The 26,407-nt window shown below is 69.2% G+C and carries 26 protein-coding genes; 9 read left to right on the top strand and 17 right to left on the bottom strand.

Annotated elements, in window-relative coordinates; translation table 11 throughout:
* Positions 1 to 194: 194 nt before the first annotated feature.
* A complete protein-coding gene (locus tag J2851_RS23095) occupies positions 195 to 785 on the top strand; it encodes a hypothetical protein (protein ID WP_209769175.1) in 591 nt (196 codons plus the stop codon).
* Between the two features lie 191 nt (positions 786 to 976).
* On the opposite strand, the gene J2851_RS23100 is transcribed toward J2851_RS23095, so the two are convergent.
* The 3 genes from J2851_RS23100 to J2851_RS23110 form a co-directional block, all read right to left on the bottom strand.
* Positions 977 to 1,315, bottom strand: coding sequence for a type II toxin-antitoxin system PemK/MazF family toxin (locus J2851_RS23100; RefSeq protein ID WP_209769176.1), 339 nt, complete (start codon positions 1,313 to 1,315; stop codon positions 977 to 979).
* Complete coding sequence (locus J2851_RS23105) at positions 1,312 to 1,557, bottom strand: AbrB/MazE/SpoVT family DNA-binding domain-containing protein (protein ID WP_209769177.1); 246 nt, start codon at positions 1,555 to 1,557, stop codon at positions 1,312 to 1,314. The genes J2851_RS23100 and J2851_RS23105 overlap by 4 nt, the downstream gene beginning before the upstream one ends.
* Positions 1,558 to 1,625: 68 nt before the next feature.
* Positions 1,626 to 4,016, bottom strand: coding sequence for a methyl-accepting chemotaxis protein (locus J2851_RS23110; protein WP_209769178.1), 2,391 nt, complete (start codon positions 4,014 to 4,016; stop codon positions 1,626 to 1,628).
* A gap of 593 nt (positions 4,017 to 4,609) precedes the next feature.
* Between J2851_RS23110 and J2851_RS36735 the strand changes: the two genes are divergently transcribed.
* Positions 4,610 to 5,140, top strand: a complete 531-nt coding sequence (locus J2851_RS36735) for a helix-turn-helix domain-containing protein (RefSeq protein WP_425514319.1) — start codon at positions 4,610 to 4,612, stop codon at positions 5,138 to 5,140.
* Positions 5,141 to 5,242: 102 nt separating this feature from the next.
* On the opposite strand, the gene J2851_RS23120 is transcribed toward J2851_RS36735, so the two are convergent.
* The gene (locus J2851_RS23120; RefSeq protein ID WP_209769179.1) at positions 5,243 to 6,421 is read right to left on the bottom strand and encodes a baeRF3 domain-containing protein; all 1,179 of its coding nucleotides are present in this window, start codon (positions 6,419 to 6,421) and stop codon (positions 5,243 to 5,245) included.
* A gap of 140 nt (positions 6,422 to 6,561) precedes the next feature.
* A complete protein-coding gene (gene mepK, locus J2851_RS23125) occupies positions 6,562 to 7,152 on the bottom strand; it encodes a peptidoglycan L,D-endopeptidase MepK (protein ID WP_246500870.1) in 591 nt (196 codons plus the stop codon).
* 301 nt (positions 7,153 to 7,453) lie between these two features.
* Here mepK and J2851_RS23130 point away from each other — a divergent pair, with 301 nt between their 5' ends.
* On the top strand, positions 7,454 to 8,722 hold the full coding sequence (locus J2851_RS23130; protein ID WP_246500871.1) for a L,D-transpeptidase family protein: 1,269 nt from the start codon (positions 7,454 to 7,456) through the stop codon (positions 8,720 to 8,722).
* A 163-nt stretch (positions 8,723 to 8,885) separates the two neighbouring features.
* On the opposite strand, the gene J2851_RS23135 is transcribed toward J2851_RS23130, so the two are convergent.
* Together J2851_RS23135 and J2851_RS23140 are read right to left on the bottom strand one after the other, a co-directional pair.
* On the bottom strand, positions 8,886 to 9,470 hold the full coding sequence (locus J2851_RS23135; RefSeq protein ID WP_209769180.1) for an HPF/RaiA family ribosome-associated protein: 585 nt from the start codon (positions 9,468 to 9,470) through the stop codon (positions 8,886 to 8,888).
* Between the two features lie 74 nt (positions 9,471 to 9,544).
* Positions 9,545 to 9,919, bottom strand: coding sequence for a DUF2934 domain-containing protein (locus J2851_RS23140; protein WP_209769181.1), 375 nt, complete (start codon positions 9,917 to 9,919; stop codon positions 9,545 to 9,547).
* Positions 9,920 to 10,170: 251 nt separating this feature from the next.
* Here J2851_RS23140 and J2851_RS36600 point away from each other — a divergent pair, with 251 nt between their 5' ends.
* The gene (locus J2851_RS36600) at positions 10,171 to 11,361 is read left to right on the top strand and encodes a polysaccharide deacetylase family protein (protein WP_307420161.1); all 1,191 of its coding nucleotides are present in this window, start codon (positions 10,171 to 10,173) and stop codon (positions 11,359 to 11,361) included.
* A gap of 101 nt (positions 11,362 to 11,462) precedes the next feature.
* Here the strand turns inward: J2851_RS36600 and J2851_RS23150 are convergent, their stop codons facing one another.
* From J2851_RS23150 to treZ, 5 genes are all read right to left on the bottom strand, one after another.
* The gene (locus J2851_RS23150; RefSeq protein WP_209769182.1) at positions 11,463 to 11,822 is read right to left on the bottom strand and encodes a hypothetical protein; all 360 of its coding nucleotides are present in this window, start codon (positions 11,820 to 11,822) and stop codon (positions 11,463 to 11,465) included.
* Positions 11,823 to 11,924: 102 nt separating this feature from the next.
* The gene (locus tag J2851_RS23155) at positions 11,925 to 12,236 is read right to left on the bottom strand and encodes a hypothetical protein (protein ID WP_209769183.1); all 312 of its coding nucleotides are present in this window, start codon (positions 12,234 to 12,236) and stop codon (positions 11,925 to 11,927) included.
* 683 nt (positions 12,237 to 12,919) lie between these two features.
* Positions 12,920 to 14,107 carry a PAS domain-containing sensor histidine kinase gene (locus tag J2851_RS23160; RefSeq protein WP_209769184.1) on the bottom strand — a complete coding sequence of 396 codons (1,188 nt, stop codon included), beginning with the start codon at positions 14,105 to 14,107 and terminating at the stop codon, positions 12,920 to 12,922.
* A 253-nt stretch (positions 14,108 to 14,360) separates the two neighbouring features.
* Positions 14,361 to 16,403 (bottom strand): amylo-alpha-1,6-glucosidase, encoded by a 2,043-nt coding sequence (locus tag J2851_RS23165; protein WP_209769185.1) that lies wholly within the window; start codon positions 16,401 to 16,403, stop codon positions 14,361 to 14,363.
* Positions 16,396 to 18,372, bottom strand: coding sequence for a malto-oligosyltrehalose trehalohydrolase (gene treZ, locus J2851_RS23170; protein WP_211114420.1), 1,977 nt, complete (start codon positions 18,370 to 18,372; stop codon positions 16,396 to 16,398). Before treZ ends, J2851_RS23165 begins: the two co-directional genes overlap by 8 nt.
* Before the next feature lie 176 nt (positions 18,373 to 18,548).
* On the opposite strand from treZ, the gene J2851_RS23175 reads away from it, so the two are divergent.
* Positions 18,549 to 19,286, top strand: a complete 738-nt coding sequence (locus J2851_RS23175; protein ID WP_209769187.1) for a ThuA domain-containing protein — start codon at positions 18,549 to 18,551, stop codon at positions 19,284 to 19,286.
* 127 nt (positions 19,287 to 19,413) lie between these two features.
* Here J2851_RS23175 and J2851_RS23180 read toward each other — a convergent pair whose 3' ends face one another.
* The 5 genes from J2851_RS23180 to J2851_RS23200 form a co-directional block, all read right to left on the bottom strand.
* Entirely contained in the window at positions 19,414 to 19,665 is a 252-nt protein-coding gene (locus J2851_RS23180; protein WP_209769189.1) for a hypothetical protein, read from the bottom strand.
* A 19-nt stretch (positions 19,666 to 19,684) separates the two neighbouring features.
* Positions 19,685 to 20,860: a zinc-dependent alcohol dehydrogenase gene (locus tag J2851_RS23185; protein ID WP_209769190.1), complete on the bottom strand. Its 1,176-nt coding sequence runs from the start codon at positions 20,858 to 20,860 to the stop codon at positions 19,685 to 19,687.
* Positions 20,857 to 21,660, bottom strand: coding sequence for an SRPBCC family protein (locus J2851_RS23190; RefSeq protein WP_209769191.1), 804 nt, complete (start codon positions 21,658 to 21,660; stop codon positions 20,857 to 20,859). The genes J2851_RS23185 and J2851_RS23190 overlap by 4 nt, the downstream gene beginning before the upstream one ends.
* Positions 21,657 to 22,088 carry a DUF3775 domain-containing protein gene (locus tag J2851_RS23195; RefSeq protein WP_209769192.1) on the bottom strand — a complete coding sequence of 144 codons (432 nt, stop codon included), beginning with the start codon at positions 22,086 to 22,088 and terminating at the stop codon, positions 21,657 to 21,659. The genes J2851_RS23190 and J2851_RS23195 overlap by 4 nt, the downstream gene beginning before the upstream one ends.
* Before the next feature lie 99 nt (positions 22,089 to 22,187).
* Complete coding sequence (locus J2851_RS23200) at positions 22,188 to 22,394, bottom strand: hypothetical protein (RefSeq protein WP_209769193.1); 207 nt, start codon at positions 22,392 to 22,394, stop codon at positions 22,188 to 22,190.
* Positions 22,395 to 22,517: 123 nt separating this feature from the next.
* Here J2851_RS23200 and J2851_RS23205 point away from each other — a divergent pair, with 123 nt between their 5' ends.
* The 4 genes from J2851_RS23205 (at position 22,518) to leuA (ending at position 26,393) form a co-directional block, all read left to right on the top strand.
* Complete coding sequence (locus J2851_RS23205; RefSeq protein WP_209769194.1) at positions 22,518 to 23,177, top strand: alpha/beta hydrolase; 660 nt, start codon at positions 22,518 to 22,520, stop codon at positions 23,175 to 23,177.
* Positions 23,178 to 23,263: 86 nt separating this feature from the next.
* Positions 23,264 to 23,614 (top strand): CidA/LrgA family protein, encoded by a 351-nt coding sequence (locus tag J2851_RS23210; RefSeq protein WP_209769195.1) that lies wholly within the window; start codon positions 23,264 to 23,266, stop codon positions 23,612 to 23,614.
* Positions 23,611 to 24,333 (top strand): LrgB family protein, encoded by a 723-nt coding sequence (locus J2851_RS23215; protein ID WP_209769197.1) that lies wholly within the window; start codon positions 23,611 to 23,613, stop codon positions 24,331 to 24,333. The genes J2851_RS23210 and J2851_RS23215 overlap by 4 nt, the downstream gene beginning before the upstream one ends.
* Positions 24,334 to 24,695: 362 nt before the next feature.
* Positions 24,696 to 26,393 carry a 2-isopropylmalate synthase gene (gene leuA, locus J2851_RS23220; RefSeq protein WP_209769198.1) on the top strand — a complete coding sequence of 566 codons (1,698 nt, stop codon included), beginning with the start codon at positions 24,696 to 24,698 and terminating at the stop codon, positions 26,391 to 26,393.
* The last annotated feature ends 14 nt before the right edge of the window (positions 26,394 to 26,407 follow it).

The following is a 26,407-nucleotide window of genomic DNA, read 5'->3' on the forward strand; positions in this document are numbered from 1 at the left end:
TGCTGTGAAGACAAGAGTGCGACGACAAGGTTGTGTCAGGCGCCACTCTCTAGCACGACCCGCCGGGGCGGAGGGGAATGAAATCGGCGTGACGGTTCTACGCCGCGGGCGCGCGAACCCGCCCGGACGGCGACGTCCTGTGACTTTGGAGGGACCGCCGGACGAAAAGGCCGGCCGCACGCGTTGTCCCCCGCATGGTGCGCGACGACGACCCGGACCCTTCCCCCACGCCCGACTCCGTCCGCCTGACGGCGGACGAGCTGGCCTTCCTGCTCGGCGATCCCGCGGCGCAGACGCGCCGGGCGGAGCGCAACGCCCGCGCCAACCGCGTCCGGACGGAACGGCGGCACGCCGACCCGTCCTACGCGGAGCGGCTGCGCACCGACGAGCGCGAGCGCCAGCGCCGGCGGCGCGCCAAGGCGGCCATCGGCCAGCCGGAGCGGGATCCGAGCCCGCCCGCCCCCCTGCCCGCCCTGACGACGGAGGAGGCGCGCGCCCGCCTGACGGCTTTCCTGGAGCAGGCCGGCACGCCGCAGGCCGCGCAGCTGCGCGGCCGGGCGGAGGCGCTGGACCGCTACGTCGAAGGCTTCGTCGTCTACCGCGCCCTGGCCGCGAGCGGAGAGCGCCCGACCCGCGGCGCGCTGGCCGCCGCCCTGAAGGCGCAGTACGGCCGGTCCCTCACCCCGTCGCAAATACAGAATTTGCGTGACCGGATCGAAGGATTCGCCAAGCCCGGCGGCCCCTGGCACCCACGCTTCCAGCCCCCGTCCGACAGCGGCGGGTGAGGCCCGATACAGTGCGTCACGCAGCCGCCGCGAATCCGCCCTGTTACGGTCCTGAAACGTCGTTAATACGGCGTTAACCAGTTCCTTAACGAGCCGTTAAGCCCGACAAGGCCGGTCGGACATCGCCATCAGGGCTGGAAAGCGCTGCGTGACAGGCTGTATCAGCCACGGCCAGTATCCCCGCTCCTGGGTCAGAGGCCGATCAGCACCGCCAGCTTGGCCCGGACATCCTCCAAGGTCGACGCCGGCACCGCGGCGCCCACGGGAATGACGGGCCGGGCCAAGGTGTCGATGCTGCGCACGTGGCTCGTGAGGATCTCGCCGGACAGAGGAAGCCCGTCCGGCAGTACGACGCTCGTCCCGAAGGGGCGGATCCGGGAGGTGATCGGGCAGACGATGGCAAAGCCCGAGGCCTGCCAGAAGGCGACCGGCGACAGGACCAGCGCCGGCCGGCGGCCGCCTTGCTCCCGCCCGGTGCGCGGGTCGAAATCGGTCCAGATCAGGTCGCCGGCGTCCGGCTCGTAGGTCATTCCGGCACGTCCTCGCGGCCGGCGTCCGGCCCCCAGTCGAAGGCGTCGCGCATGGTGTCCGGCGTCATCCCCGCCAGAAGTTCGGCAAGCGCGTAGCGCGGGCGGGCCACGGAAATGACGATGCGGTCGCCCTCCGCCTCCACGTCGACCCGGCTGCCGTCGGACAACCCGACGCGCCCGGCGATGTCCTTCGGGATGCGCAGGCCGAGGCTGTTGCCCCAACGCGAAATCTGAACTTGCACGGCAGCCTCCGGATATCCGATGTATATCCTAACTGGTCGTTCGTCCGGTGAAAAGGAAGGGCTGCCGGTCAGAACTCCTTCCAGTCGTCCTCGTCCGCGGCGGCGCGCTGGAGCGCTGCACCGGCGGAACGGCGGGCCGGAGACGTGTGGACCGGCGGGCGGGTCGGCGCAATGGCGCGGCGCAGCGTCGGCGTGGCCGGAGCCGGCGCGGCCTCCACCGCCACCGTGTCCAACTTGAAGAAGCCGACCAGCGCGCGCAGGTCGCCCGCCTGGCTGGCGAGCGACTGGGCGGCGGCGGTGGTCTCTTCCACCAGCGCGGCGTTCTTCTGGGTCATCTCGTCCATCTGCGAGACGGTGGCGTTGATCTCGTCCAGCGCGGAGGCCTGCTCGGAGGAGGCCGCGGCCATCTCGGCGATCAGGCCGGCGACCTGCTGCACGCCCGACACGATGCCGCCCAGCGCGTCGCCGGCCTTCTTCACCAGGTCGACGCCGTCGCGCACCTGGCTGTCGCTGTCCAGGATCAGGCTTTTGATCTCCTTGGACGCCTGGGCGGAGCGCTGGGCGAGGTTGCGCACCTCCTGCGCCACCACCGCGAAGCCGCGGCCCGCGTCGCCGGCCCGCGCCGCCTCCACCGCCGCGTTCAGCGCCAGCAGGTTGGTCTGGAAGGCGATCTCGTCGATCACCCCGATGATGTCGGTGATCTTGCGGCTGGCGTCCTCGATCCGCCGCATCGCCTCGATCGCCGACCCCGCCACGGCGCCGCCCGACTCGGCGGAGTTGCGCGCTTCCGACGCCACGCTGTTGGCGCGCTGGGCGTTGTCGGCGTTGGAGCGCACGGTGGCGCCCAGCTCCTCCATGCTCGCCGCCGTCTCCTCCAGCGAGGAGGCCTGCTGCTCCGTCCGCTCGGCGAGGTCGCTGGAGCCCATGGACACCTCGGACGCGGCAGCGGAGATCGCCGCGGTGGCGCGCAGGATCTGGCCGACGATCTCCGACAGCTTGGCGGAGGTGGCGTTGACGTCGGTCTTCAGGGTCTGGAAGGCGCCCTGGTAGTCGCGCTCGACGCGCTTGTTGAGGTCGCCCTGGGCGAGCGCGCTGAGCACGGCGCCGAGGTCGGCGATGACCGCCTCCACCGTGTCGGTCAGGCGGTTGATGCCCTGCGACATGGTCTTGTAGAAGCCGTCCTTGCCGGCGAGGTCGAGCCGGCGCGACAGGTCGCCCTTGGACACGCCGTCGATCAGCTGGGCGATCTCCTCGCCGATGGCCTGCTCGCGGGCCCGCTTGGCCTCCTCCTCGCGGCGCTCCTGCTCCAGCCGGGCGCGCTCGGCCTCGTCCATCGCCTTCTTCTCGATGGCGTTCTCCTTGAACACCTGCACCGCCTGCGCCATCCGCCCGATCTCGTCGCGGTCGGCCAGCGCCGGGATCGTCACCCCCAGGTCGCCGCCGGCCAGCGCCGTCATCGTCCCGGTCATCGCCGTGACCGGCTTCACGATCGACCGCGCCACCGCCCAGGCCAGCAGCAGCCCGAACAGGAAGGCGCCGCCGGCAATGGAAAGGTTGGCGGAGAAGGTGCGCTCCAGGCTCTCCTCCGCATCGGCCAGAACCGCCTCGCGGTCCTTCGTCTCGCTCGCCACCGTGCGGTCGGTCATCTCGGCGAACTCCGCGCCGCGGGCCGCCATGGAGTCGATCAGCCGGGCGCCCTCGGTCATCGCGGTGGCCGTGTCGCGGAAGATCTGCACGTAACGGTCGGACAGCTGGTCGGCGTCCTGGGCCATGCGCTTGCGCGCCGGGTTGGCGAGCCGGTCGCCCAGCTTGCGGATCACGCCGTTGAAGGCGTCGTTGCGGGCCGACACCTCGGCGGCGGCCTTCTCGCTGGGGCTGGTGAAGAAGCGCGAGGCGGCCAGGCGGGCCAGCAGCAGCCGCTCCTGCGCTTGGCCCGCGAGCGCCGCGGCCTCCATGTCGCCGTCCGCCATCAGGCCGGCGGCCAGCTGCGACATCACGTCGCGGGCCTTTTCGCCCGCCGGGACGAGCTGGTCGTCGTACAGCCGGTCGCGCCGCTGCCGCAGTTCGACCAGCTTGCCGAAGTCGGCGACGTAGCCGTCGAACAGCTGGGCCATCCGCTCCAGCGCCGCGCGCCGTTCGCCGACAGCACCCTCCAGCGCGGCGCGGAGCTGCCTGGACAGGCCGGACTGCACCTTGCGGACCTGCTCCGCCACGGCCATGTCGCCGGAATTGTTGAAGTTCACGACCAGCCGGCGCATCTGCGCGACGTTGCCGTCGATGTCGGAGATTTGCAGCGAGTGGCTGCTCACCGTGGCGTAGGAGCGGAACGCGTCACGCACGGTGCCGAGCCCCGCCACGCCCACGGCGACGACCACCGCAAGCAGGACCAACACAACGGCGAACCCGAAGTAAATGCGGGTTCCGACCTTATAGCGCCCCGCGAGACTGCCTTCCTGCATCGACCTGTTCCCCTGGCTGCTGCCCGGCGGCGGGTCGCCCCGCCCCGCCGGAGCCGCCCCGGCCCCGCGATGGAGACCGGCGCGCATACGACGAGATGCCAACTATCGGAATTTGATTATCAAAGCGTTTCCAGGCCTGAGTTGTCGCGAAAAATCTCCGCCCATCTTCAATCAACGCTCATCATGCAGCCACAAGACCTGCCGCCGTGCCCGGTGCCCCGCGAATACCGCCCGAAAAACGCCGTCAAATAGTGGCGGCGGCAACGGGATGCGTCGTGGCCGGCGGACGGTTTCGCAACTTCAGCGAGACTTGGAAGGAAACAAACGCGCTTTTCCGGATTTTCGGGATAACTTTTGTACCATATCCGATTATGTTCTGTCTTCGCATGGACACGAAACAATATCATCCAAGATTTCGCTTGCCCGTTTTCAAGCGATGTGTGAACAATGCGGCGATGATTCGAAAGTCCAACACATTGGTTTGAAAGCATTGGAGTGCCGGGGCGATGAGTGAACCAACGGCGCGAAAGAGGGGGCGGCGCGGATCGCCGGAATCCTGGTCTGTCGATGCGCATGTCGGGCAGCGCGTACGCATGCGCCGCACCTTGCTGGGCATGAGCCAGGAAAAACTCGGCGAGGCGATCGGCCTGACGTTTCAGCAGGTCCAGAAATACGAGCGCGGGTCGAACCGCATTTCCGCGGGAACGCTTTATCGTTTGGGACAAGTGCTTGACATTCCGGTCAGCTTCTTCTTCGATTGTTATGACGACCCGCACGCGCCGCTCCGCCCGCCCCGTGGCGTGGACGGCGGTCCCGTGGCGGAAAGCGTGATCAGCCGGCGGGAGGCCCGCCTGCTGCGGCTGTGGCGCGCCGCCCCGGATTCGGTGGCCGACGAGATGCTGTCCCTGCTCGGCTCGCTGTCGCCCCACCTGGGCGACCCGCGGGAGGAGGAGGACAGCGCCGCCGCGGCGCCCGCCCCGCCGCCCGCCCCGGCGAAGCGCATCGCCACGCCGCGCGTGAAGGCCGAAAAGACCTCCAACGGCAAGCCGCGGCGGCGTCACGGCGCCGTGTGGGACCCGACCGACATCTACCGCGCCGCCAAGTCTACGAAGGTCACCACCTGATTCCCGGCCGCGCCGGTCCAGCCGCCGCAACGACGACTCCGCGACAACGAAAAAGGCCCCCCGCGCCGGCGAGGGGCCTTTTCGCTGCGAATGACCGAGCCGTCAGAAGCGCAGGATCGCCGCGGTCGACGCGCCGGAGGGCAGTTCGCCCTTGGCGACCACATGCACCTCGCCGCCGCGCAGCAGGGTCTCCATGGTCGCATGCTCGACCAGATCGATGGCGCCGTCCGTCTCGTGGTGGAGCGGGAAGGCGCGGTGGTAGTCCTCGCGGTAATGGCCCCAGATACGGTCGTTCTCCGCCACCAGCAGGACGCCGACCCGCCCCTCGCGGGCGGCCACCATGGTGTCCTCGACGCGGGTCATGGTCCGTTCGGCGGTGCTGCGGTCGCCGTGCAGGGCGTTGAAATGCTCCAGCGCGGCGCGGCGCGCCTGGTCGAACATCGGCTGCACGACCGCGTAGGCGCGGCGGTGGATCTCCTCCGGCTCCAGCGCGTCGGGGTTGGCGAACACGCCCTTCTCGATCAGCGCGCGGGGGTGGGTGTCCTTGCGCACATGGCCCTGGATCTCGTCCTCCGCGACCAGCACGAGCGGACCGTGGAAGAGCTTCAGGTGGTCCTGCACCTTGGCGCAGACCCGGCCGATGTAGGAGATGAGGTGCGCCTTGCGCAGCTCCTCCGGATCCTCGCCGAAGTTGTGCGTCTTGACCATGGCGATGCTGCCGCGGTCCGTGCGGTCGCCGTGGCGGGCCGGCGGGGCGGAGTTCAGGTTGTTCTCGTCATAGTCGGTTTCGGCGTGGATTTCCGCCACGCCGTGCGGCAGGTCCACATCCTCCTCCGCGATGCCGTGGCGGGTGGCGGAGAACAGGCGCGCGCGCCCGGCGGTGATCGCCAGGATCATGAAGTTGCCGTCGTCCGCCAGCAGCGGCAGCAGGGGCCGCACGGTGAAGCGGGAGTTGACGCAGACCTCCTCCGGCAGCTCGATGGGCACGCGGTGGATCGCCGTGACGCCCTTGGCCAGGAACACGGCCAGCCCACGGTCCATGTGGCGCCAGAACTCGCCCTGGTCCAGCAGGTTCGCGACAGGCTTCATGAAGCTTTCGGCGTCGGGCCGGCGCAGGCCGTGCTTCTCGCACAGCGCGTCCTGGGCCTTCGCCATCAGGTTCCTCAGCCGGATCACATCCTGGCGGATTTCGCGCCCGGCGATGTGGGTCGGCATGAAGATGGACACCGCCGGGGCGGTGTCGACGGCCAGCAGCCGCTCAAGATCGTTTTTGCAGAACATCGCCTTCACGTCGCTTGTTCGGGTGTGCCTGTCGGCAGCAACCGGCGCGTCGGCGTATGGTTCCTGGGGCCTATCGACTGGGCAGGACGCGGGGCAAGGCGCCTATGACGTGCCCCCGCGTCCGCGTCAAAAAGGGGCCGTCACCAGCTGCGCACCGGCCCGACGTCCAGGTGGACGAAGCCGCTGCGCGGGTAATAGCCGACGCCGCCCAGCTCCAGCTCCATGGCCGCGTCGGCGATGGCGCCGAGCTCCACGTCCGGCAGCCGCACGTCCACCGCCATGCCGCGGGTGTGGTAGCTCTGCTTCGCGACCCCGCGGGAGCGGCGGCGGGCCACGGCGTTGGTCCGCTTGGAGCGGTAGCCGCAGATGATCCGGAAGGGTTCGTCGCTGTCCACCGCCTGGTGCACGCGGGCCAGCAGGTCGAACAGGCGCGGGTCGAAGCGGCAGACCTGCTTGGCGCGGTGGTCGCGCAGCAGCACGTCGAGCTTGCGCAGGGCGTCGGCCTTGTAGGCGCCGTCGGCCCAATAGACTCCGCTGAAATGCTCGTTGGTGTTGACGTTGTGCAGGGCGATCCGGCGGACGCCGCCGGCCAGGGGGGCCGCCATCGCGGGGGCGGCGGGTATCACGGCCGGGACGGCCATGGCGGTCAGCGTGGCGGCGGCGAAGGTCAGAAACCCGCGGCGGCCGGTCGCGCGCCCGTTCATCGGCGCGGCACGGTCGTCAGTCCCCAAAAGTCATCCCTCCCGTCTTGCGTTCGGCCGTCTTGCGTTCGGTGGAGCGAGGCGCGCCGGATCCATCGCCGGGCACCCCTATGGATGGAATGGGTATGTCCAAAATATTGTGGTCATACCCAACGATTATCCCTATAGGCGAGGCCCGGGACGCGATCAACCCAAAATCCGCACGGAAAGGTCACAATGAAGCCGAATCCGCTCTCCCGCCGGCTTTGGCAGGAAGGACACACCGGCGGACGGGAATCGATACGGAGGTGTTAGGCCGCTCGAAGCCTGGGCTTGGGCGTACTACATAAGCATGGACGATTTCCCGGCCACCTTCGGCCGGGCGGCCATCTCCCAGCGCGAAGGACACGCCATGCACGCAACCCAGATGCTTTCCGCCAAGCGGGCCTTCGCCGCGTTGACGCTGGCGGCCTCGCTCCTCGCGGGTGCGGCATCGGCGCAGGCGGCCTCCTACCGCGACTCGCTGGGCGGCTGGGCCGACCGGCTCGACGCCGCCGCGGCGGAGCTGGAGGCGATGCCGGAACAGCCCATCACCCGAATCGGCCGCGGCCCGCTGCTGAAAAAGGGCGTCTCCGGGGAGCGCGTGGCCCTGCTGACCCAGCGGCTGGTGGAGCTGGGCTTCCTGACCGAGGCGCAGCGCACCGACCTGTTCGACGAGTCGGTGGACGCGGCGGTGCGCGCCTACCAGGTGGCGCAGGGGCTGCGCCCCGACGGGCTGATCGGCGGCGGCACGCGGGCGGCGCTCGACCGCTCCACGCCGGAGGCCGCGCAGCAGATGCGGCGCAGCGCCGCCGACATGCGCGTGCTGCGCGACAGCGTGCCGGACACCATCGTGCTGGTGAACCTGCCGAGCCAGACCACCACCCTGGTCCGCAACGGGGAGGAGGTGCTGACCATGCGCTCCATCGTCGGGCGCCCGTCGCGCGAGACGCCGATGCTGCAGGACCGCATCACCCACGTGATCGTCAACCCGACCTGGACCGTGCCGCCCACGGTGCTGAAGGAGGACAAGCTGCCCCTGCTGCGCAGCAAGGGCACGCCCGGCATCGACAACGCCGTCGTCTACCTGGACGGCGCGCCGGTGGAGCCGGCCCTGGTGGACTGGAACGGCGTGTCGCCGCGCCGCGTGCGCATCGTGCAGCAGCCGGGCGACCACAACGCGCTCGGCCGGTTCCGCTTCAACCTGACCAACTCCTACAGCATCTACCTGCACGGCACGAACGACCCCAAGCTGTTCGACCGGGAGATCCGCACCGTCAGCTCCGGCTGCGTGCGGCTGGAGGACGCCCGCGGCATGGCCGAGGCGCTTCTGGCGGACGAGCATGTCAGCCCGGACCGCCTGACCCGCATGCTCGACAAGCCGGAGCCGCAGTGGGTGAAGCTGACCCGCCCGGTGCCGGTGCGCTTCGTCTACTGGACGGCGACGGTGGACGCCGGCGACCGCGTGCACCTGCACCCGGACATCTACGACCTGAACGAGGATGGCGGCGGAGCGGCGGCCCCGTCGCCCGTTCCGGCGGCGAACCCGCAGGCTGCCGGCGCCCCGGCGCAGCGGGCGTAGCGGAACCCGCCAAGTTCACCGGCTGAGAAGGGATTCACCACGAAGACACAAAGACACAAAGAATTTCACAAAGGAGCCTCTCCATAAGAGCGCGCCGGCAGCAAGGCCGAAACCCCTTTGTGACGTTCTTTGTGCCCTTTGTGTCTTTGTGGTGAAAACCCCTTTATGACGCGTGCAACTCCGAGTCGGAGCCGGCGGCGCGCCAGACCTTGGAGGCGGTGGGGCCGGTGTCGCCGGTGGTTTCCACATACTTCACCGGGTCGCCGGTCTTCAGCTCGTCCAGGTTCACGTTCAGGCAGCTGTTGCGGTGGAAGTACAACTGCGTGCCCGTGTTGGTGATGATGAAGCCATGGTCCTCGTTCGGGAACAGCTGGGCGACGCGGCCCGGCTGTTCCGGATCGTGGGTCTTCACGTCGCGGCGCAGCTTGTCCTTGTATTCCTTCAGCTGCCGTTCGGCCGCCTCGAAGGCGTCGCGGATCGAGGTCCGGGCGTCGGGGTTGGCGTAGCGCTCCTTCGCCTTGTTCGGCTTGCGGCTGACCACGATGTCCTGGCCCGGCACCATCAGCTCAATGTGCACGTCGTAGACGTTGCCGGTCTTGTGCTGACGGTGCGTGGCCTCCACGGCGACGCGCATGCCGACAAGACGGTCGAACAGCTTCTCCACCTTCTCCGCCCGCTCGCGGATGTAGGCTTCCAGCTCCGGCTGGGTGTCCATGTTGTGGAAAGCGATTTCCAGGTTCGTGTCCATGGGGGGTCCTTCTTCAGCACGGAAGACAAGCGGGGCGGGAGGGAGGCGGGCACCCACGGCCGACACGATGCCGGTCAGCGGCCGCGGCGCGACCGCCGCGGCGTGCGGGGCTGCGCGACGGCTTCCGGGGCCCCGCTGTCGGCGGTCGCCGGAATGGGGTCGCGGTCCCCGGCGCCGGGGATCTGGAACTCCTCGCCCTGGTCGGCGATGCCCGGCATCTCGCCCTGGTTGGCAATGCTCAGCACCGGCTCGACCGGTTCCGTCCGCTCGGCGGTGTCGTCCGGCCCGTGCGACGGGTTCGGCAGCAGCGTGTCCCGGTAATTGTCCTCGATGGCGATTTCCTCGCGGGCCAGTTCCCAATGGTCATGGGAACGCCCCTCCGGCCGCCCCTCGCGCTCCCAGATCTGGTAGGCGCGCTTCTCGATCCGGCTTTCCAAAGACTCGGCCATCCGGGCCCTCTCCTTCCTGGTTCGCCTCACGCGGTGTGCGGCAAACTTAACCGGAAGGACGGGTGTTGGTTCCGCGCGCGGACGCCCACACGCACCGGGGGAAATGCCTCGATGCTTCGAACCCCTGCCCTTCGAACCATTGTCGTTTGAATTAATACCAAAGGGGTGGTATTCGACGGACACGAACGACTGTCGCGGTGTTGAGACGCCCGGCACGGCATCGGGATGGGACACCGGTGGGGACAGACATCGTGCGCGCACCGCGACCACCCGCCAGCCGCCTCCATCGCATTCGCAAGACCGCTGCCGCGCTAGCTCTCGCCGTCCTGGCCGCCGCCCCTCAGCCCACCCGCGCTGCCACCGCGCCGGCCGAACCGAAGGCTCTGCTGCAACTCGGCCTTTACCAGAAGGACGGGGAGGCGTGGTGGGCGTGGGAAAGCCTGCGCCGCGCATCCCCGAACCTGGCCGACGGGCTGAGCCCCAAGGTCGTGCCGTTGGACGCGAAGCGCCAGGGCAGCGGCGTCGCCCTGCGCGCGACTGCCCCGGCCGGCCTCGACGTCCAGGCCCTGTGCCGCCGCATGGTCGGCGCCGGCTTCGGCTGCCTTGTCCTCGACGCGCCTCCCAACCCGGCCCCGCCCCCGGCTCCAGCCCCGACTCCGGCCTCCCAGGCCGGCACGGACGGCGCCTTCACCTATGGGCCGGACGATGCGCGGACCATGGCGGACATCGAGCGCCACGGCCGCCGCAAGGGCCGGCTGGGCGCCGTGATTCCCGACACCACCTGGGACGTCACGCCCGCGGTCCTGAAGCGGGAGAACTGGAACCTCTGCGCGCTGACCTTCGACGACGGCCCGCACCGGGTGGTGACGCGGCAGATCCTCGACGTGCTGAACCGCGAGAAGATCCGCGCCACCTACTTCCCCATTGGCAAAGTCGCGGAGAGTCAGGGCGAGGTCATCCGCGACTTCATCGCGGCGGGGCACGAGATCGGCAACCACAGCCTGACCCATTCCGACCTCCGCGCCCTGACGCCGGAGGCGCAGCGCTTCGAGATCGCGGAGGCCAACCGCATCCTGCGCGGCTTCGGCGCCGACCCGGTGCTGTTCCGCCCGCCCTACGGGCGCTACACGCTCGACCTGCTGTCCATCGCGCGCGACGAGCGAATGAGCCCGGTCCTGTGGACCGTGGACACCCGCGACTGGCAGGTCCGCGACCCGGACAAGATCGTGCAGCACGTGAAGACGGAGGCCGGCACCGGCAGCGTCCTGCTGCTGCACTCCACCTACCCGTCGACGCTGACAGCCCTGCCCCGCGTGATCGGGGAGATGCGCGCCAAGGGCTGCGAGTTCGTGACCCTGTCGGAATGGATCGAACGCATGCGCCTGCTGGCCAGCGACCCCGTGGTCAGCGCCAGCGCGACGAGCGGCGCGACGCGCAATTAGAAGAACAATTTCACCACCAAGGCACCAAGACACCAAGAATCCCCGCGCCCGGCACCGGGTGGATTCTTGGTGTCTTGGTGCCTTGGTGGTGATCCCCCCCGCTACTTCCCGGTCTTCTGCTTGCGCAGCTGGACATACTTGCGGATCGTCGCGTCGACATCGGCCGGCAACATGCTCCAGGCGCCGGCGACCCGGCCGTCCCGCACGTCGGTGATGCCCACCGTCGCCGGAAAGGTGAAGTTGCCGTAGGGGTCGGCCACCCGCACGGTGATTCGTGCGGTCTGTTTGGCGACCAGCGATCCGTCGAAGCCGGTCGCCACGAAGCCCTGGCTGTTGATCGAGGCCAGCGGGAAGCTCTTCCCGTCGAACTCGATGCAGCTGCCGGGCGCGTCGCCGCGGCGCGTGGCGGCCGGCTTCTTCTTGTCGCTGACCGAAACCTTCAGGAAATCGAACATGCCCATGCGAGCCCCCGCTGCACGCCGGGCCGCGCGGGCCCCCGCGGCGATTTAAGCGCGGAGGTCATGCGCAGGGCAACAACTTCCCGCCCTCTGCCCACCTGTCGATCACGCGTCGCGCCGCAAGGCCTCGCCCGCGCGGCGCGCGCACAGCAGCGTGAAGGGCAGCAGGGTGACCAGCACGGCCGCCATGCCCAACAGCACGGTCACCGCCGAGGCCGCGTCGGCCGACGCCAGATACGAGGCGAGGTTCGCCAGCAGATGGAGCATGACGGCGGCCAGCGCGGTCGCCGTCAGGGCGGGAGACAGGAAGCCGGACGGCCTTCGGGCGGCTGGACCCGTGCTTCGGCCATCGCTTCGGGCCACGCGCGTCCACCGCTGGCGCGGCGGCGGGCAAGACGTCCCGTAGACATCCAGCATGCGCACCTCCCTTTCGTCGCGCGCCCGATGCGACGCATCGGACCGGGCATCGGACCGGAACATCACCACTATAGCGGCGAAACCCCGCAAAACCTAAAATCTGAAGTGTTTAGCCCGATCGGCCGACTCGGGCGCCGGAAGGCCATGCCGTGCCGACGGCGTATTACCTCGCGGCTAGGCTCTCCACAGACTCTGTGGATAACTGTGTTGACAAGCCCCGGGCAATCTCGATTCGCCCCAAGCGCCGCAAGGCCCTGACCCGTTTTGCCCATTTTCTGGGCAGAGCACCTAAGCTATTGATATTCGGGCTATAATTGTTGTTTCCGTGTTGCCGCCGCGCCACGGCCTGTCAACGGGATTCTGCCGGTCCCCGCCCAGCCCGGCCAATTCGCCGCGCCCTGTGCCCTGTTGACAACTGACTGTTCGGGGATCTCGCAAGGGGGACCCGCTCACTCTTTTCGACAAAGCCCGGGGTACGCCATCCGACCGGCGGCACCGCCGGCGCGCCTGCGCACAATAGACCGACCGTCGTAGGACAGTGGTGCGCCCGGCGCGCGCTCCCGTTCCCAAGACGGCGCGGAGGCGGACGGCGGCGGCCGACTTGCGCCACCGTCCCCGTCCCGGACCGATTCCGCTTCCGTTCCTTCTCGGATGCTTCGCCGCTGCTTGGTTGGATGCGCGGCTCACGCCGCCGGGCAGGCGCCCTCGGCCAGAACGACGGTCACGGCGGTGCCGCCGCCGGGCCGGCTGTACAGGCGGATGCTGCCGCCCATGCGCTCCACCATGGCCTTGCTGATCAGCAGGCCGAGGCCGCTCCCCAGCTCCCCATCGGCGCCGGGGGAGGCGTGGTGGTGGTCGATGCGGAACAGGTAGGGCAGCACCTCCTCCGGAATGCCGACGCCGTTGTCCTGCACCCGAAGCGTCACCCGCCCGTCCGCAGCCGTGGCCGACAGCATCACGATGCTGCCCGACAGGGAGAAGCGCACCGCGTTTTCGATCACATGGCGCAGCACGGTGGTCAGGCCGGTCAGGTCGCCCAGCACATGGGTCGCGACGATGCGGTTGATGATCAGCACGTCGCGGGCGCGGGCGCGCGGCTCCAGCTCTTCCAGGATGTCCTGGAGCAGACCGCCCACCTCGTACACCCGCAGGTCCATCGAAATCTGGTTCAACTGCAGGCGCGACCACTGCGACAGGTTCTCGATGGTCCGCATGATCTGCCGGCCGGCATCGCTGCACAGGGCGGCGTAGTCGCCCAGCCCGTCTCCTGTCCCGTCTCCTGTCCCGTCTCCTGTCCCGCCTCCCCTGGCGGCGGCAGGCGGAGCCGCCGCCACGTCGGCGCTGATCATCTGGGTGGCGCCCAGGATGGCGCTCAGCGGGTCCTTCAGGTCCTGACAGATCTGTCCGAGGAAGCGGTTCATGCGGGCCACGGTGTCGGCCAGATGCTCCCGCTGCGCCTCGTGCCGCATCTCCGTCTCGTGCCGACGCGAGATGTCGGTGACGAAGATGCAGGCCCCGCGGACCGCGCCGCTGTCGTCGTCGAGCCGGGAGTCGTTGAAGATCGCGTAGAGCGGCTGCCCGTCCGACCGCATCAGCGTCACGTCGTAGGAGCGGTGCGGGACCAGATCGCGCATCACCACCTGCCGCTCCATCACGGCCCGGCTCTCCTCGGCGACGTAGCTCAGCAGGTGGGTGCCGACCAGTTCCCCCTTGCGGTAGCCGAGCATCGCGCACAGCGCCGGGTTCACATGGACGGTGACCAGGTCGCGATCCACGACCCAGCAGCCCTCGGACGTCCGCTCCAGCACCGTACGGTCGAGATCGTCCCAACCCGACTTCCGGCGCTCGGCTTTCGACAACAGCGTCAACATGGCCCCTCCCGAGTCATCCCGCGCCGGCCCGAATCATACGTTGCGATTGTTCGAACGCTTCAGGACTCAACCGGCGCCGGATGATAGTCTCCGGCCATGCTGCGGAGCAACAAAGGTTGGGTTTCGATTCTGTTAAACTTTAGCTCCCGATTCGCCGATTTGACCGGATGTCTCTTTCCTATTTGAAACACACGCCCGGATGCCCGTTGAGCGAGTCCACGGGCACCGCCAATACTGCCCGATCCCCGAGCGTTTATTGATTCGGCGCGGTCGCCGCCCAGCAGCGCAGCACCTCTGCGACGCTCCAGGCCTGGGAGATGCAGCCGCGCGGGCGGAAGGGGGGCTCCGCGTCGAAGATCTCCGCGATGGTGCCGATGCCCGCCTCGTCCAGGTGCGGGATGAAGCCCTTCAGCAGCTCCCGCGCGCCCGCATGGTCGTCGGGGTGAACCTTCAGCCAGGCGTCGACGTAGGGGCCGATCAGCCAGCCCCACACCGTGCCCTGGTGGTAGGCCGCGTCGCGGGCGCGCAGGTCGCCGAAATACTTCGGCTTGTAGTCGCGGCTGCCCGGCGCCAGGGAGCGCAGGCCGACCGGCGTCAGCAGCTTCTGCCGCACCGTCTCCACCACCGGCTCCCAATGGCTGCGGTCGAGCACCGGGTTGTCGAGCGAGATGGCGAAGATCTGGTTGGGCCGGCAGGAGGCGTCGTCGCCCTGCTCCCCGTCCACCACGTCGTAGAGATGGCCGGAATGCTCGCACCAGAAGCGCTTGTTGAAGGAGACGCGGGCCTGCTCCGCCAGTTCCTCCAGCGGGCGGGCGGCGTCGGCCTCGCCCTCCTCCGTCAGCCATGAGGATGTCAGGCGCAGCGCGTTGTACCAGAGCGCGTTGATCTCCACCGCCTTGCCCCGGCGCGGCGTGACCACCCAGTCCTCCACCTTGGCGTCCATCCAGGTGAGCTGGTAGCCCTCCTGCCCCTGGCGCAGCAGCCCGTCGCGCGGGTCCACCCCGATGCCGAAGCGGGTGCCGCGGCGGTGCTGGTCGATGACGTCCAGCAGCTTGGGCAACAGCAGCTGCAGGGTGTGCCGGTCGTTGGTGGCGCGGAGGTAGCGGTTCAGCGCGTGGAAGAACCACAGGGTCGCGTCGGCGGTGTGGTACAGCCCCTCGTCCTTGCCGTCGGGGAACATGTTGGGGATCAGCCCCTGGCGGATGTAGTGCGCGAAGGTGCGCAGGATCCAGCCCGCCTCCACATGCCGCCCGGTGGTCAGGGTCAGCCCTTCCAGGCTGATCATGGTGTCGCGGCCCCAGTCGGTGAACCAGTGATAGCCGGCGATCACCGTGCGCACCTCGTCGCCCTCGGCGCGGGCGCGCATCTGGTCGGCGACGCGGCCGGCGGGGACGAAGATGAAGCTGTCGGCCGACAGCACCAGCTCCGCCATAGCCCCCTCGCGCAGCGCCGGGTGCGCGGTGTGGACCAGCCGCCGGCGCCGCTCCGTCTCGAACCGCAGCACGTCGTCGGGCGGCAGGGCCCAGATGCGCTGCCAGGATTCGGTCGCCGCGACGAAGCTGATGGTCTGCCCCTGCGACAGCGGCCCGCTGAAGAAGCCGGGCGACCAGAGGGAGCCGCGCGATTCGTAGCCCCGGTCCGCCTCCACGGAGTAGAAGACGTCGCGCCGCGCGCCGCCGTCCAGCGTCAGGGGAAGCTCCGCCCCCTCGATCGCCATGCGCAGCACCGGCAGGTCGGGGCCGGCCCACACCTCATATTCGTGGCCGCGCGCGGTGATGCGGTAGTCGCGGGCCAGCGGCTGGTCCACCGCGGCCTCCAGCTTGCGGAAGGCCAGCACCGGGCGCAGCCGCAGGTGGACGGGTTGGTCCGCCTTCACGATGCGGTAGGTGACGTGCACGATGTTCTGCCGGTGCGGCATGACCACCTGCTTTTCGATCACCACCCCGTCGAAGTCGTAGCGCCAGACCGGCAGCCCCGCCTCCATGCGGAACTCGGTCAGGCCGGAGGGGGAGCCGTTGTGCCAGTGGTCCGGGTCGGGGTTGTAGCTGCCCAGCCGGCGCTCGGTGCCGTCCGGCTGGATCAGCACGTCGTTCACCTGGCTCAGCATCACCACGCGGCCGAGCGGCGCCGGCAGCGCCGCCACCAGCAGCCCGTGGTAGCGCCGGGTGACGGCACCGGACAGGGACGACGACGCGTAGCCGCCGAGCCCGTTCGCCACCAGCCATTCGCGCGAGAGCGCGGCGTCCGGCGCGGATTGCAGCACGTCGCGCTCGATCTTGCGGACGAAATCAGCCATGGGTCTCCTGCTCGGTTTCTCTCGTGTCAGGGTTCTTGGGCTTTGGATCGCCGGGTACCAGCACCACGGCCGCGTGGCCCGGGATGTGCCATTCCTCCCCCGCGTCCACCGGGGCCGTGCCGCAGCCGCCGTAGCGGGTCGCCTCGCTCGACCACAGCGGTGCCCAGTCCTTGCCAAGCGGCGGGGCCAGCAGCGGTTCCGGGACCACCCGCAGCGTCAGGTCGCGCCCCAGGTTGACCAGAAGCAGCCGGTCGTCGCCGTCCTCCTCTCCGAAGAAGCGCAGCACGAAGGCCTCCTCCGCCAGCACGGCGCCGTCGAGCCCGCCGACCCGCTGGGCGGCGAACACCGGATCCTCCCGCCGCAGCCGCAGCAGGTCGCGGTGGAGATTCCAGGTCTCCGCGTGCGTCTCCCGCTCGCCGTGGTCCAGCTTGGAGCGGTGGAAGGTCGCCTCGTCGTGGGGCTTCTTCAGGCAGCCGCGCATCTCCGGCGTGGCGAGGCTGGGGAACTGCGACAGGAACTCCGCCCGCCCCTCCTCGACCTTTTCGGCCAGCCAGGGCTCGTGGTCGGCGAAGTAATAGAAGGGCGCGCTGGCCGCGAACTCCTGCCCCTGGAACAGCATCGGCGTGCCGGGGCCGAGCAGCATCAGCGCGGTCATCGCCTTGTAGCGGCCGGGCGAGGTCAGCGCGTGGGCGCGCAATCCCTTGCCGGAGTTGGCGATCTGGTCATGGTTCTGGATGAAGGTGACGAAGGCCGGGCGCGCCAGCCCGAAGGCCGGCATCCCGCGCCGCTTGCCCTGCCACCTGTACCATTGCCCCTGGTAGAGGAAGCCGTGCTTCATGGCGGAGACGAACTCCTGCGGCGTCCCCTTGTAATCGGTGTAGTAGGCCTCGTTCCGGCCGGTCAGCGCGACCATGGCGGAATGGTGGAAGTCGTCGTTCCAGATGGCGTCCAGCCCGAATCCGCCCTCCGTCACCGGGCGCACCATGGTGGCGTGCTGCGGCTCGTTCTCGCCGATCAGGATGGTGTCCCGCCCGCCCGCGGCGTCGCGCACGGCTTGGCTGATCTCCTGCAGGATGTGCGGGCTGGAGCCGTCGAAGATCTGCTGCGTGGCGTCCAGCCGCAGGCCGTCCAGGTGGTATTCGTCCACCCAGAACGCCGCGTTGCCGCGGAAGAACTCCCGCACCGGGCCGGAGCCCGGGCCGTCGAAGTTGATCGCGTCGCCCCACTCGTTGTCGTATTTGTCGGTGAACCAGCTGTCGGAGAAGCAGGTCAGGTAGTTCCCGCTGGGGCCCAGGTGGTTGTAGACGACGTCCAGGATGACGGCGAGGCCCAGCGCGTGCGCGCGGTCCACGAAGCGCCGCATACCGTCGGGATCGCCGTAGAGGCGCGTCGGCGCGAACAGGTCCACCCCGTCGTACCCCCAGCCGAAGCGGCCGGCGAACTCCGCCACCGGCATCAGCTCCAGCACCGTGACGCCGAGATCGGCCAGATGCGGCAGTTCCCGCACCGCGGCCTCCCAGGTGCCCTCCGGCGTGAAGGTGCCGATGTGCATCTCGTAGACGACTTGGCCCTTGATCGGCCGGCCCTTCCAGTCCCCGTCGGTCCAGGCGAAGCGGCCGGGGTCGACGACCTGCGACGGCCCGTGCGGCCCGTCCGGCTGGAAGCGCGACGCCGGATCGGGATAGAGCTTCTCGCCTCCGTCCAGGCGGAAATTGTACAGGCTGCCGACAGGCACGCCCTCCACCATTGCCGAGAAATAGCCGTCGGATTCCGCCTTCAGCTCCACCGACCGCCCCTCGCCGTCCTGGGCAGGCTCGATCACCATGGCCACGCGGCGGCATTTCGGGGCCCAGACCCGCGCGTGCACCCGGTCGCCCGGTAACACCTCCACGCCCATCGGTTGGCGGCGCGACGCCGCCGGACCGGACAGGGACAAGGGAGACGCCAACGCATGGCTGTCGGGGCTCATGGGTGCTTGACCTTCGTGCGGCATTGAGTGGACCATCGGTTCCCCACAACAGGCGGCGGGCCGGGTTGATCCCGAAAGATCAGTGTCCGGCTTGCCTTTCGTACAATTCCTGTTGAAACCAACACCCCCACCCGCAGATCCTTCCGACGGAAATTCCCGGCCGAAATTCCATGAGCATGACCCAGCGACGTCCGCGCATCCTGATCTGGAACGAATTCCGCCATGAACGGATGAACCCGGCCGTCGCCGCGCTCTACCCGCAGGGCATCCACGAGGCGCTGGCCGGCCCCTTGCGCGCCGCCGGGCTGGAGGTATCAACCGCGACCCTCGACGACCCCGGCCACGGCCTTGCGGAGGACCGTCTGGACGGCATCGACACGCTGGTCTGGTGGGGCCACAAGGCGCACGCGGAGGTGCCGGACGAGGCGGTGGACCGGGTGAGGAAGCGCGTGACGGAGCAGGGCATGGGCCTCGTCGCCCTGCATTCCAGCCACTTTTCCAAGCCCTTCCTGGCCCTGATGGGCACCGGCTGCTTCCTGAAATACCGCATCGCCGGCGAGAAGGAACGGCTGTGGGTCGTCGATCCCGGCCACCCCGTGGCGGCGGGCATCTCCGACTGCATCGAACTCGACCATGAGGAAATGTACGGGGAGCCCTTCGACGTGCCCCCGCCCGACGACCTCGTCTTCCTCAGCTGGTTCCAGGGCGGGGAAGTCTTCCGCAGCGGCTGCGGCTGGCGCCGCGGCCTGGGCCGCGTCTTCTACTTCCGCCCCGGCCACGAGACCTACCCCACCTACCACCACCCGCAAATCCAGCGCGTGATCCTGAACGCCGTCCACTGGGCCGCAAGGCCGGAGGGGCTGGAAGCCCCAGTGCGGGGGCGCCGGGAAACGCCGCTGGAGCCGTTGGGATGAAGGTCTCCAACTCCCTCTCCCCTCCGGGGAGAGGGTCGGGGTGAGGGGGTTGCGCTTGTGCCGAACGTACCAGCGAAGCCGAGCCCCCTCACCCTAACCCTCTCCCCGGAGGGGAGAGGGGACGAGGCTACACCCGCTCCCCGAAGCTCTCCTTCGCCGCGTCAATCACGGCCGGATGGGCGCGCAGCGTGTTCAGCGCATCGTCGCAACGCTCCTCCACCTCCAGCGTCACGATCACGTCGGTGGCGCCGCCGCGCTCAGAATCGCGCTCCTCGCGCCCGGTCTGGACGACGTGGCCGCAGCGGTCGCGCAAACCGCCGACGATCTCCGCCTCGACGCCGCGCCCCTTCTCGGCCGGATAGGCGTAGACGAGCTTCATGGCCATCCTCCCTTTCGCGTCACGGCGTGAAGACGACCCGCATGCAGTCGTCGATCTTTTCCTTGAACATGCGGTAGCCGCGCGGACCGTCGTCCAGCGACCACTTGTGGGTCAGCAGGTAGGACGGGTCCAACTCGCCCTTCTCGATGTGCTCGAACAGGCGCTTGACGTAGCGTTGGCCGTGCTGCTGCCCCATGCGGAAGGTCAGCGCCTTGTTCATCGCCGCCCCCATGGGGAACTTGTCGATGAAGCCGCCGTAGACGCCGACGATGGACAGGGTGCCGCCCTTGCGGCAGCACTCGATCATCTGGCGCAGCACCGCCGGGCGGTCGTTCTCCAGCCCGATGGCCTGCTTGGTACGGTCGTACCAATACTCAATGCCGGTGTCGTAGCCGTCGGCCTCCATGCCCACCGCGTCGATGCAGACGTCCGGGCCACGCCCGCCGGTCATCGCCAGCAGCGCGTCGTAGACGTCCACGCGCGTGTAGTCCAGCGGCTCCGCCCCGGCCTTCATCTGGGCGGCCTCCAGCCGGTACGGGTAGCGGTCGATGCCGATCACCCGCTCCGCCCCCATCAGGTAGGCGCTGCGGATCGCCATCTGCCCGACGCCGCCACAGCCCCAGACCGCGACGATGTCGCCCTTCTTGATGCCGCCCATGTCGGCGGCCATGTAGCCGGTGGGCACCGCGTCCGACACGAACACCGCCTTCTCGTCGCTCACCCCCTCCGGCACGCGGAAGCAGTTGGTGTCGGCGAAGGGGACGCGGATGTATTCGGCGTGGCTGCCCGCGTAGCCGCCGAAGGCGTGGCTGTAGCCGAAGATGCCCGCGGTGCAGTGCCCGTAGGCGGCCTCCTCATAGGCCGGCTGCGGGTTGGAGTTGTCGCACAGCGAATATTCCTCGTGCTGGCAGTGCCAGCATTTGCCGCAGCCGATGATCGACACGGTGATGACCCGGTCGCCGCGGTTCAGCCGCAGCACCTCCGGCCCCTTCTCCACCACCTCGCCCAGGAACTCGTGGCCGATGACGTCGCCGGGCTTCATGGTGGGGACATAGCCGTCGATCAGGTGCAGGTCCGACCCGCAGACCGAGGACAGGTTGACCTTGATGATGGCGTCGTGGGGGCCGAGGATCGTCGGGTCCGGCACCCGCTCCACCCGCAGGTCGTTGACGCCGTTCCAGCAGAGCGCCCTCATTCCATCACCTCCCGCATGCCGCGGTTCCCGCGCGGTTGCCCCTCGATGGTCGGAAGCTCGCCGGCCTCCATGATCCGCTTCAGCCGGCGCAGCGCCTCGCGCGCCTGCTGTTCCGGCGCGGAGCCGAACAGGCGCGACACGGCGCGCCCGCCCGCTCCGGCCGGCGGCTGGTAGACCAGCGTCAGCCGCACCTCCGTCCCGCGGTCGCCCGGCGCCGGCTTGAACATGACGGAGCCACGGTGCGGAAGCTGAGCGCCCTCCAGCGTGTGCCAGGTGATCAGCTCGTTCTCCCGCACCTTGTCGAGCGCGCTGTGCCAGACGACCTCCACGCCGCCGGGACCGTGCGCCTTCCAGCGGCTCTCCGTGTCGGACAGCACCTCCACCGCGTCCAGGTGGGGGAACAGCTCCGTCAAGTTGCGGAAGTTGCGCCAGTGGCGGAACAGCTTGTCGGGCGGGGCGGCGACGGTGACGTTGGCCTGGGTGGTCGTCGGCTCCCGCTGCGCCGCCGGCAGCAGCCCGGCCACGCCGGGCAGCCGCTCGGCCACGTCACCGAGATCGCCGAGCCCGAAATCGCCCTCGCGGACACGCCGCGCCACCGGCTCGGCGATCGGCACGCCGGCCGCCCCGGCGAGGAACAATCCGCCGCCGAGCGCGGCCAGCGCCCAACTGCCGCGCCGCAAGCCCGCCAGCCCCAGCGCCGTGCCGCCCATCATGGCGACCCAGCGCTCCGTTGTTCCGGAATGGACCGTTCCGGAATGAGTCGGGCCGGAACGGCCTTCCGTCACCGCTCCCGCGCTCATTGGCCGTTCTTCTTCAAGAGGTTCAGCTCGTAGAGGCCCTTCATCAGGTAGTCGTGCAGGTCGATCCGCTCGGCGATGTCCGTGTAGTGGGAGGCGTCCGGCGCCCGGCCGGCCTCGTCCAGCGCGCGGTCCCACTGGTTGCCGGCGAAATCGCCGCGCCCGACCATCATCACGGCGCGCAGTTCCGTCCGCTGCTCCGGCGACAGGCCTTCCAGCATGCGGGTCAGCTGGTCCAGCGCCCCGCTGGCGTCGGTGGACATGATGTTGAGCGCGTCGAGATCGGTGGGGTTGCGCGAGCCGCGCTCGGCGCGTTGTTCGCCGAGATCGATGTTCCGCATGCCGGCGAGGAAACGCTGACGGTCGGCCATGGCCTCGTGGGCGAGGTCGGCGGCCTGCTTCACGGTGTCGACGGAGATCTGCTTGAACATGGTTCGCACTTCTTCTTGACGGTTTCTACGGCTTTGCCCGGCGCCAACAGCCGGGCTGCGGGTTCGTCGCGGTTGGCGTCGTCGCGGCGGTCGGCGCGCTCAGCTGCTGCGGTTGCGCTGCTCGTCGGAGGCGCCGCGCGCCCCGCCGGACCCCGAACCGCGCTCGCGTCCTTCCGAGCCGGACTGGTTCTGGCCAGGCTTGTTGCCCACCGCCTTGTCGGGGTCGACATGGCCGGCCTTCGCCGCCTTGCCGGGACCGCCGCTCTGGTGCTTTTCCTGCTCGGTGTCGTGGTTGCTGCGTGACATGGCGCATCTCCCTTTTATGGCTCTCCGCGGACAACCGTGGATTCGCCGACGAGGTTCCGAAGCAACACGGGACGGGAGCGCGGTGTTAGCAGGAGGAAAGAAACGCAACCTGGAGAGACACCCATGCCGCTTCTGTCGGCCGAGATCGACGAACGCGTGGAGGAGGGCTACCACCCCGTCCGTCTGGACAGCGACCGGGGGACCATCGAGGCGCGCTTCACCCCGGCGCCGGAGGGCAAGGGCCTGAAGGGCGACCTCGCCGTCATCTGGGTTGGCGGGATCGGCGGCGGTTTCGACACGCCGGCCCGCGGACTCTATCCCCGCCTCGCCGCCGACCTGACGCAGGCCGGCATCGCCTCGCTGCGCATCCGCTTCCGCAACCCCCACGACCTGGAGGAGGCGGTCTACGACGTGCTGTGCGGCCTGACCTTCCTCGGCCAACAGGGCATCCACCACACCGCGCTGGTCGGCCATTCCTTCGGCGGCGCGGTGGTGATCCAGGCCGCCGCGTCCAACCGCGGCGCGGTCTGCACGGTGGTGACGCTGGCGTCCCAGGGCTTCGGCGCCGACCCGGTGAAGGATCTCGCCTGCCCCATCCTGCTGATCCATGGAGAGGCCGACGAGATCCTGACGCCAATGTGCTCCATCCACGTCCACCGCATGGCGCGCGAGCCCAAGAAGCTGGTCCTGATGCCCGGCGCCGGCCACTGCCTGGACGAAACCGCCGAGGCCGTCTGCCGCGAGGTGCGCGACTGGCTGACGGAGAAGCTGCTGGCTCTTTAGCGCAAGGCAGATGCCGCGAATCCCCGGCCCAGCGCCAGGGGCGGAGGCGTTAGGGTGCGCGAAAATCCCGATACCCGGAGCCCCCGATGCTCGGCACCCTGACCATCCTCCTCCTCTGCCAGCTGGCGGGTGAGCTGATCACCCGCGTCCTGCACCTGCCCGTTCCGGGGCCGGTGATCGGCATGGTACTCCTGTTCGTCGGCCTGCTGGTGAAGGGCGACGTGCCGGCGCCCTTGCAGGACACGGCGGGCGGCATCCTGCGCCACCTGTCGCTTCTGTTCGTGCCGGCCGGCGTCGGCGTGATGGCGCACCTGCACCGGCTGGGGACGGAGGCGCTGCCCATCGCCGCGGCGCTGTTCGGCAGCACGCTGCTCGGCATCGCCCTGACCGCCTGGGTCATGAGTGCCCTGTCACGCAACGGGGAGGACCGGTCGTGAGCCCCGATTTCCACGAGATCTGGGTGTACCTGTCGGCCAGCCCGCTCGCCGGCCTGACCCTGACCCTGGTCGCCTACCAAGCCGGCCTGTGGGTGTTCGAGCGGTTCGGGCGGCGGCCGATCCTGAACCCGGTGCTGATCGCCGTGCTGCTGATCGCCGGCCTGCTGACCGCGACGGGCGTGGAATACCGCACCTATTTCGACGGCGCGCAGTTCGTCCACTTCCTGCTCGGCCCGGCGACGGTGGCGCTGGCCGTGCCGCTCTACAAGCAGTTCAACGAGGTGCGCCGCTCCGCCCCCGCCCTGCTCGTGGCCCTGCTGGCCGGCTCCGCCGCGTCGGCGCTGAGCGCCGTCGGGATCGCCTGGGCGCTTGGCGCGTCGCAGCGCACGCTGCTGTCGCTGGCGCCGAAGTCGGTCACCTCCCCCATCGCCATGGGCGTGTCGGAGCAGATCGGCGGCCTGCCGTCGCTGACCGCGGTCTTCGTGATCCTGACCGGCATCATCGCCGCCTCCCTCGGCACCTGGGTGCTGAACCTCGTGCGGGTGAAGGACTGGCGGGCGCGCGGCTTCGGCATGGGGGTGGCGGCGCACGGCATCGGCACCGCCCGCGCGCTCCAGGTCAACGAGGTCGCCGGCGCCTTCGCCGGCCTCGGCATGGGCCTGAACGCGCTGGCCACCGCGATCCTGCTGCCGGTGCTCTACCATCTGATCTTCGGATGAGAACCCAACCTACGCGACAACATTGTTTCGCGGAATCGCCGCTTGACACACCGAGCCTGTCTGCGCACAGTACGCGCCATGATCCGCATCGACCACACGAACGCCCTTCTGCGACTTATCACCCCGGCGCTTTGAAGCGTCCGGGTGTTTGCGTTCGTCTGCCCTTTTCCCTGGTCGAAGTGTTGATTTTCCCATGAGTGCCTGCTGCACGCGACGTGTCTCCCGGTTGGGGCCGGGGCTGCGACTTAGAAACGGTCGCTGAGCCCGCCCGGCAGCTTGGCGACCGTATCCCCGCCGGTCCAACCACGACACGAGACACCGCCCCGCGAGATGCCAGGGCCCCTTAGGGATCGAAAAGCACCATGAACCACATCGCCACCCCGACCACCGCCGGTGCCGCCCGCCACGAGAAGTACACCCCCTTCCCGCAGGTGAAGCTGACCGACCGCCAGTGGCCGAACCGCACCATCGAGAAGGCGCCGGTCTGGTGCTCCGTCGACCTGCGCGACGGCAACCAGGCGCTGATCGAGCCGATGGGGCCGGACCGCAAGCGCGCGATGTTCGACACGCTGCTGAAGATGGGCTTCAAGGAGATCGAGATCGGCTTCCCGGCCGCCTCGCAGACCGACTTCGACTTCTGCCGCGAGATCATCGAGGGCGGCAAGATCCCCGACGGCGTCACCATCCAGGTGCTGACCCAGTCGCGCGAGGAGCTGATCCGCCGCACCTTCGAGGGCATCAAGGGCTCCAAGCGCGCCATCGTCCACCTGTACAACTCGACCTCCGAGTTGCAGCGCCGCGTCGTCTTCGGTCTGGACCGCCAGGGCATCATCGACATCGCCGTCGCCGGCACGGAGCTGATCAAGCGATTGGCCGCTGAGCATCCGGAGACCGAGGTCGTCCTGCAATATTCGCCGGAGAGCTTCACCGGGACGGAGTTGGACTTCGCCCTGGAGATCTGCGAGGCGGTGATGGAGACTTGGGGCGCCAGCGCCACCAACAAGGTCATCCTGAACCTGCCGGCGACGGTGGAGATGTCCACCCCGAACATCCATGCCGACCAGATCGAGTGGTTCTGCCGCAACCTGAAGAACCGCGACGCGGCGATCATCTCGCTCCACCCGCACAACGACCGCGGCACCGCCGTGGCGGCGGCGGAGCTGGGCATGATGGCCGGCGCCGACCGCGTGGAGGGCACGCTGTTCGGCAACGGCGAGCGCACCGGCAACGTGGACGTGGTGACGCTGGCGATGAACCTGTTCACCCAGGGCGTCGATCCGGAACTGCGCATCGACGACATCAACGAGATCGTCCGCGTCTCCGAATACTGCACGCAGCTGCCCGTCCCGGCCCGCCACCCCTACGCCGGCGAGCTGGTCTTCACGGCCTTCTCCGGCTCGCACCAGGACGCCATCAACAAGGGCCTGAAGGCGCTGACCAAGTCCAACTCCAACAAGTGGGAGGTCCCGTACCTGCCCATCGACCCGCAGGACCTGGGCCGCAGCTACGAGGCGGTGATCCGCATCAACAGCCAGTCGGGCAAGGGCGGCATCGCCTACGTGCTGGAGAAGGACTACGGCATCCAGATCCCGCGCCGTTTGCAGATCGAGTTCTCCAAGGTCGTGCAGCGCATCGCCGACGAGACCGGCAAGGAGCTGACCCCGGCCGACATCCACGCCGCCTTCAAGGCCGAGTATCTGGACGCCGAGCAGCCGCTGGCCCTGATCGAGCATTCGACCGAGCCGCGCGGCCCGAACTCCGGCGTGCGCGTCCTCAACGTGGTGGTGTCGCGCGACGGCAAGCCCGCCACGCTGAAGGGCTCCGGCAAGGGCCCGATCGACGCCTTCCTGGACGCCCTGCGCCAGGGCGCCGGCATCGACCTGCACGTGGTCGACTACCGCGAGCACGCCGTCGGCGAGGGCGAGGACGCCCAGGCCTGCGCCTTCGTCGAGGTGAAGACCAAGGACGACCGCACCCTGTTCGGCGTCGGCATGGACGCCGACATCGTGACGGCATCCTTGCGCGCGCTGGTCAGTGCCGCGAACCGGGCGGTGAAGTAAGGGGAAAGGTGTCG

The organism is Azospirillum rugosum, assembly GCF_017876155.1.
Classification (GTDB): Bacteria; Pseudomonadota; Alphaproteobacteria; order Azospirillales; family Azospirillaceae; genus Azospirillum; species Azospirillum rugosum.

Excerpts from the sequence above, each read along its gene's own strand:
- J2851_RS23110 (WP_209769178.1), bottom strand. The coding sequence starts at position 4,016 with ATGCAGGAAGGCAGTCTCGCGGGGCGCTATAAGGTCGGAACCCGCATT.
- J2851_RS23135 (WP_209769180.1), bottom strand. The coding sequence starts at position 9,470 with ATGGACACGAACCTGGAAATCGCTTTCCACAACATGGACACCCAGCCG.
- J2851_RS23165 (WP_209769185.1), bottom strand. The coding sequence starts at position 16,403 with ATGGCTGATTTCGTCCGCAAGATCGAGCGCGACGTGCTGCAATCCGCG.
- J2851_RS23095 (WP_209769175.1), top strand. The coding sequence starts at position 195 with ATGGTGCGCGACGACGACCCGGACCCTTCCCCCACGCCCGACTCCGTC.
- leuA (WP_209769198.1), top strand. The coding sequence starts at position 24,696 with ATGAACCACATCGCCACCCCGACCACCGCCGGTGCCGCCCGCCACGAG.
- J2851_RS23120 (WP_209769179.1), bottom strand. The coding sequence starts at position 6,421 with ATGTTCTGCAAAAACGATCTTGAGCGGCTGCTGGCCGTCGACACCGCC.
- J2851_RS23175 (WP_209769187.1), top strand. The coding sequence starts at position 18,549 with ATGACCCAGCGACGTCCGCGCATCCTGATCTGGAACGAATTCCGCCAT.
- J2851_RS23140 (WP_209769181.1), bottom strand. The coding sequence starts at position 9,919 with ATGGCCGAGTCTTTGGAAAGCCGGATCGAGAAGCGCGCCTACCAGATC.
- J2851_RS36735 (WP_425514319.1), top strand. The coding sequence starts at position 4,610 with ATGCGCCGCACCTTGCTGGGCATGAGCCAGGAAAAACTCGGCGAGGCG.
- J2851_RS23200 (WP_209769193.1), bottom strand. The coding sequence starts at position 22,394 with ATGTCACGCAGCAACCACGACACCGAGCAGGAAAAGCACCAGAGCGGC.
- J2851_RS23185 (WP_209769190.1), bottom strand. The coding sequence starts at position 20,860 with ATGAGGGCGCTCTGCTGGAACGGCGTCAACGACCTGCGGGTGGAGCGG.
- J2851_RS23130 (WP_246500871.1), top strand. The coding sequence starts at position 7,454 with ATGGACGATTTCCCGGCCACCTTCGGCCGGGCGGCCATCTCCCAGCGC.
- J2851_RS23180 (WP_209769189.1), bottom strand. The coding sequence starts at position 19,665 with ATGAAGCTCGTCTACGCCTATCCGGCCGAGAAGGGGCGCGGCGTCGAG.
- J2851_RS23155 (WP_209769183.1), bottom strand. The coding sequence starts at position 12,236 with ATGCTGGATGTCTACGGGACGTCTTGCCCGCCGCCGCGCCAGCGGTGG.
- J2851_RS23160 (WP_209769184.1), bottom strand. The coding sequence starts at position 14,107 with ATGTTGACGCTGTTGTCGAAAGCCGAGCGCCGGAAGTCGGGTTGGGAC.
- J2851_RS23210 (WP_209769195.1), top strand. The coding sequence starts at position 23,264 with ATGCTCGGCACCCTGACCATCCTCCTCCTCTGCCAGCTGGCGGGTGAG.
- J2851_RS23205 (WP_209769194.1), top strand. The coding sequence starts at position 22,518 with ATGCCGCTTCTGTCGGCCGAGATCGACGAACGCGTGGAGGAGGGCTAC.
- J2851_RS23150 (WP_209769182.1), bottom strand. The coding sequence starts at position 11,822 with ATGGGCATGTTCGATTTCCTGAAGGTTTCGGTCAGCGACAAGAAGAAG.
- J2851_RS23195 (WP_209769192.1), bottom strand. The coding sequence starts at position 22,088 with ATGTTCAAGCAGATCTCCGTCGACACCGTGAAGCAGGCCGCCGACCTC.
- treZ (WP_211114420.1), bottom strand. The coding sequence starts at position 18,372 with ATGAGCCCCGACAGCCATGCGTTGGCGTCTCCCTTGTCCCTGTCCGGT.
- J2851_RS23190 (WP_209769191.1), bottom strand. The coding sequence starts at position 21,660 with ATGAGCGCGGGAGCGGTGACGGAAGGCCGTTCCGGCCCGACTCATTCC.
- J2851_RS23100 (WP_209769176.1), bottom strand. The coding sequence starts at position 1,315 with ATGACCTACGAGCCGGACGCCGGCGACCTGATCTGGACCGATTTCGAC.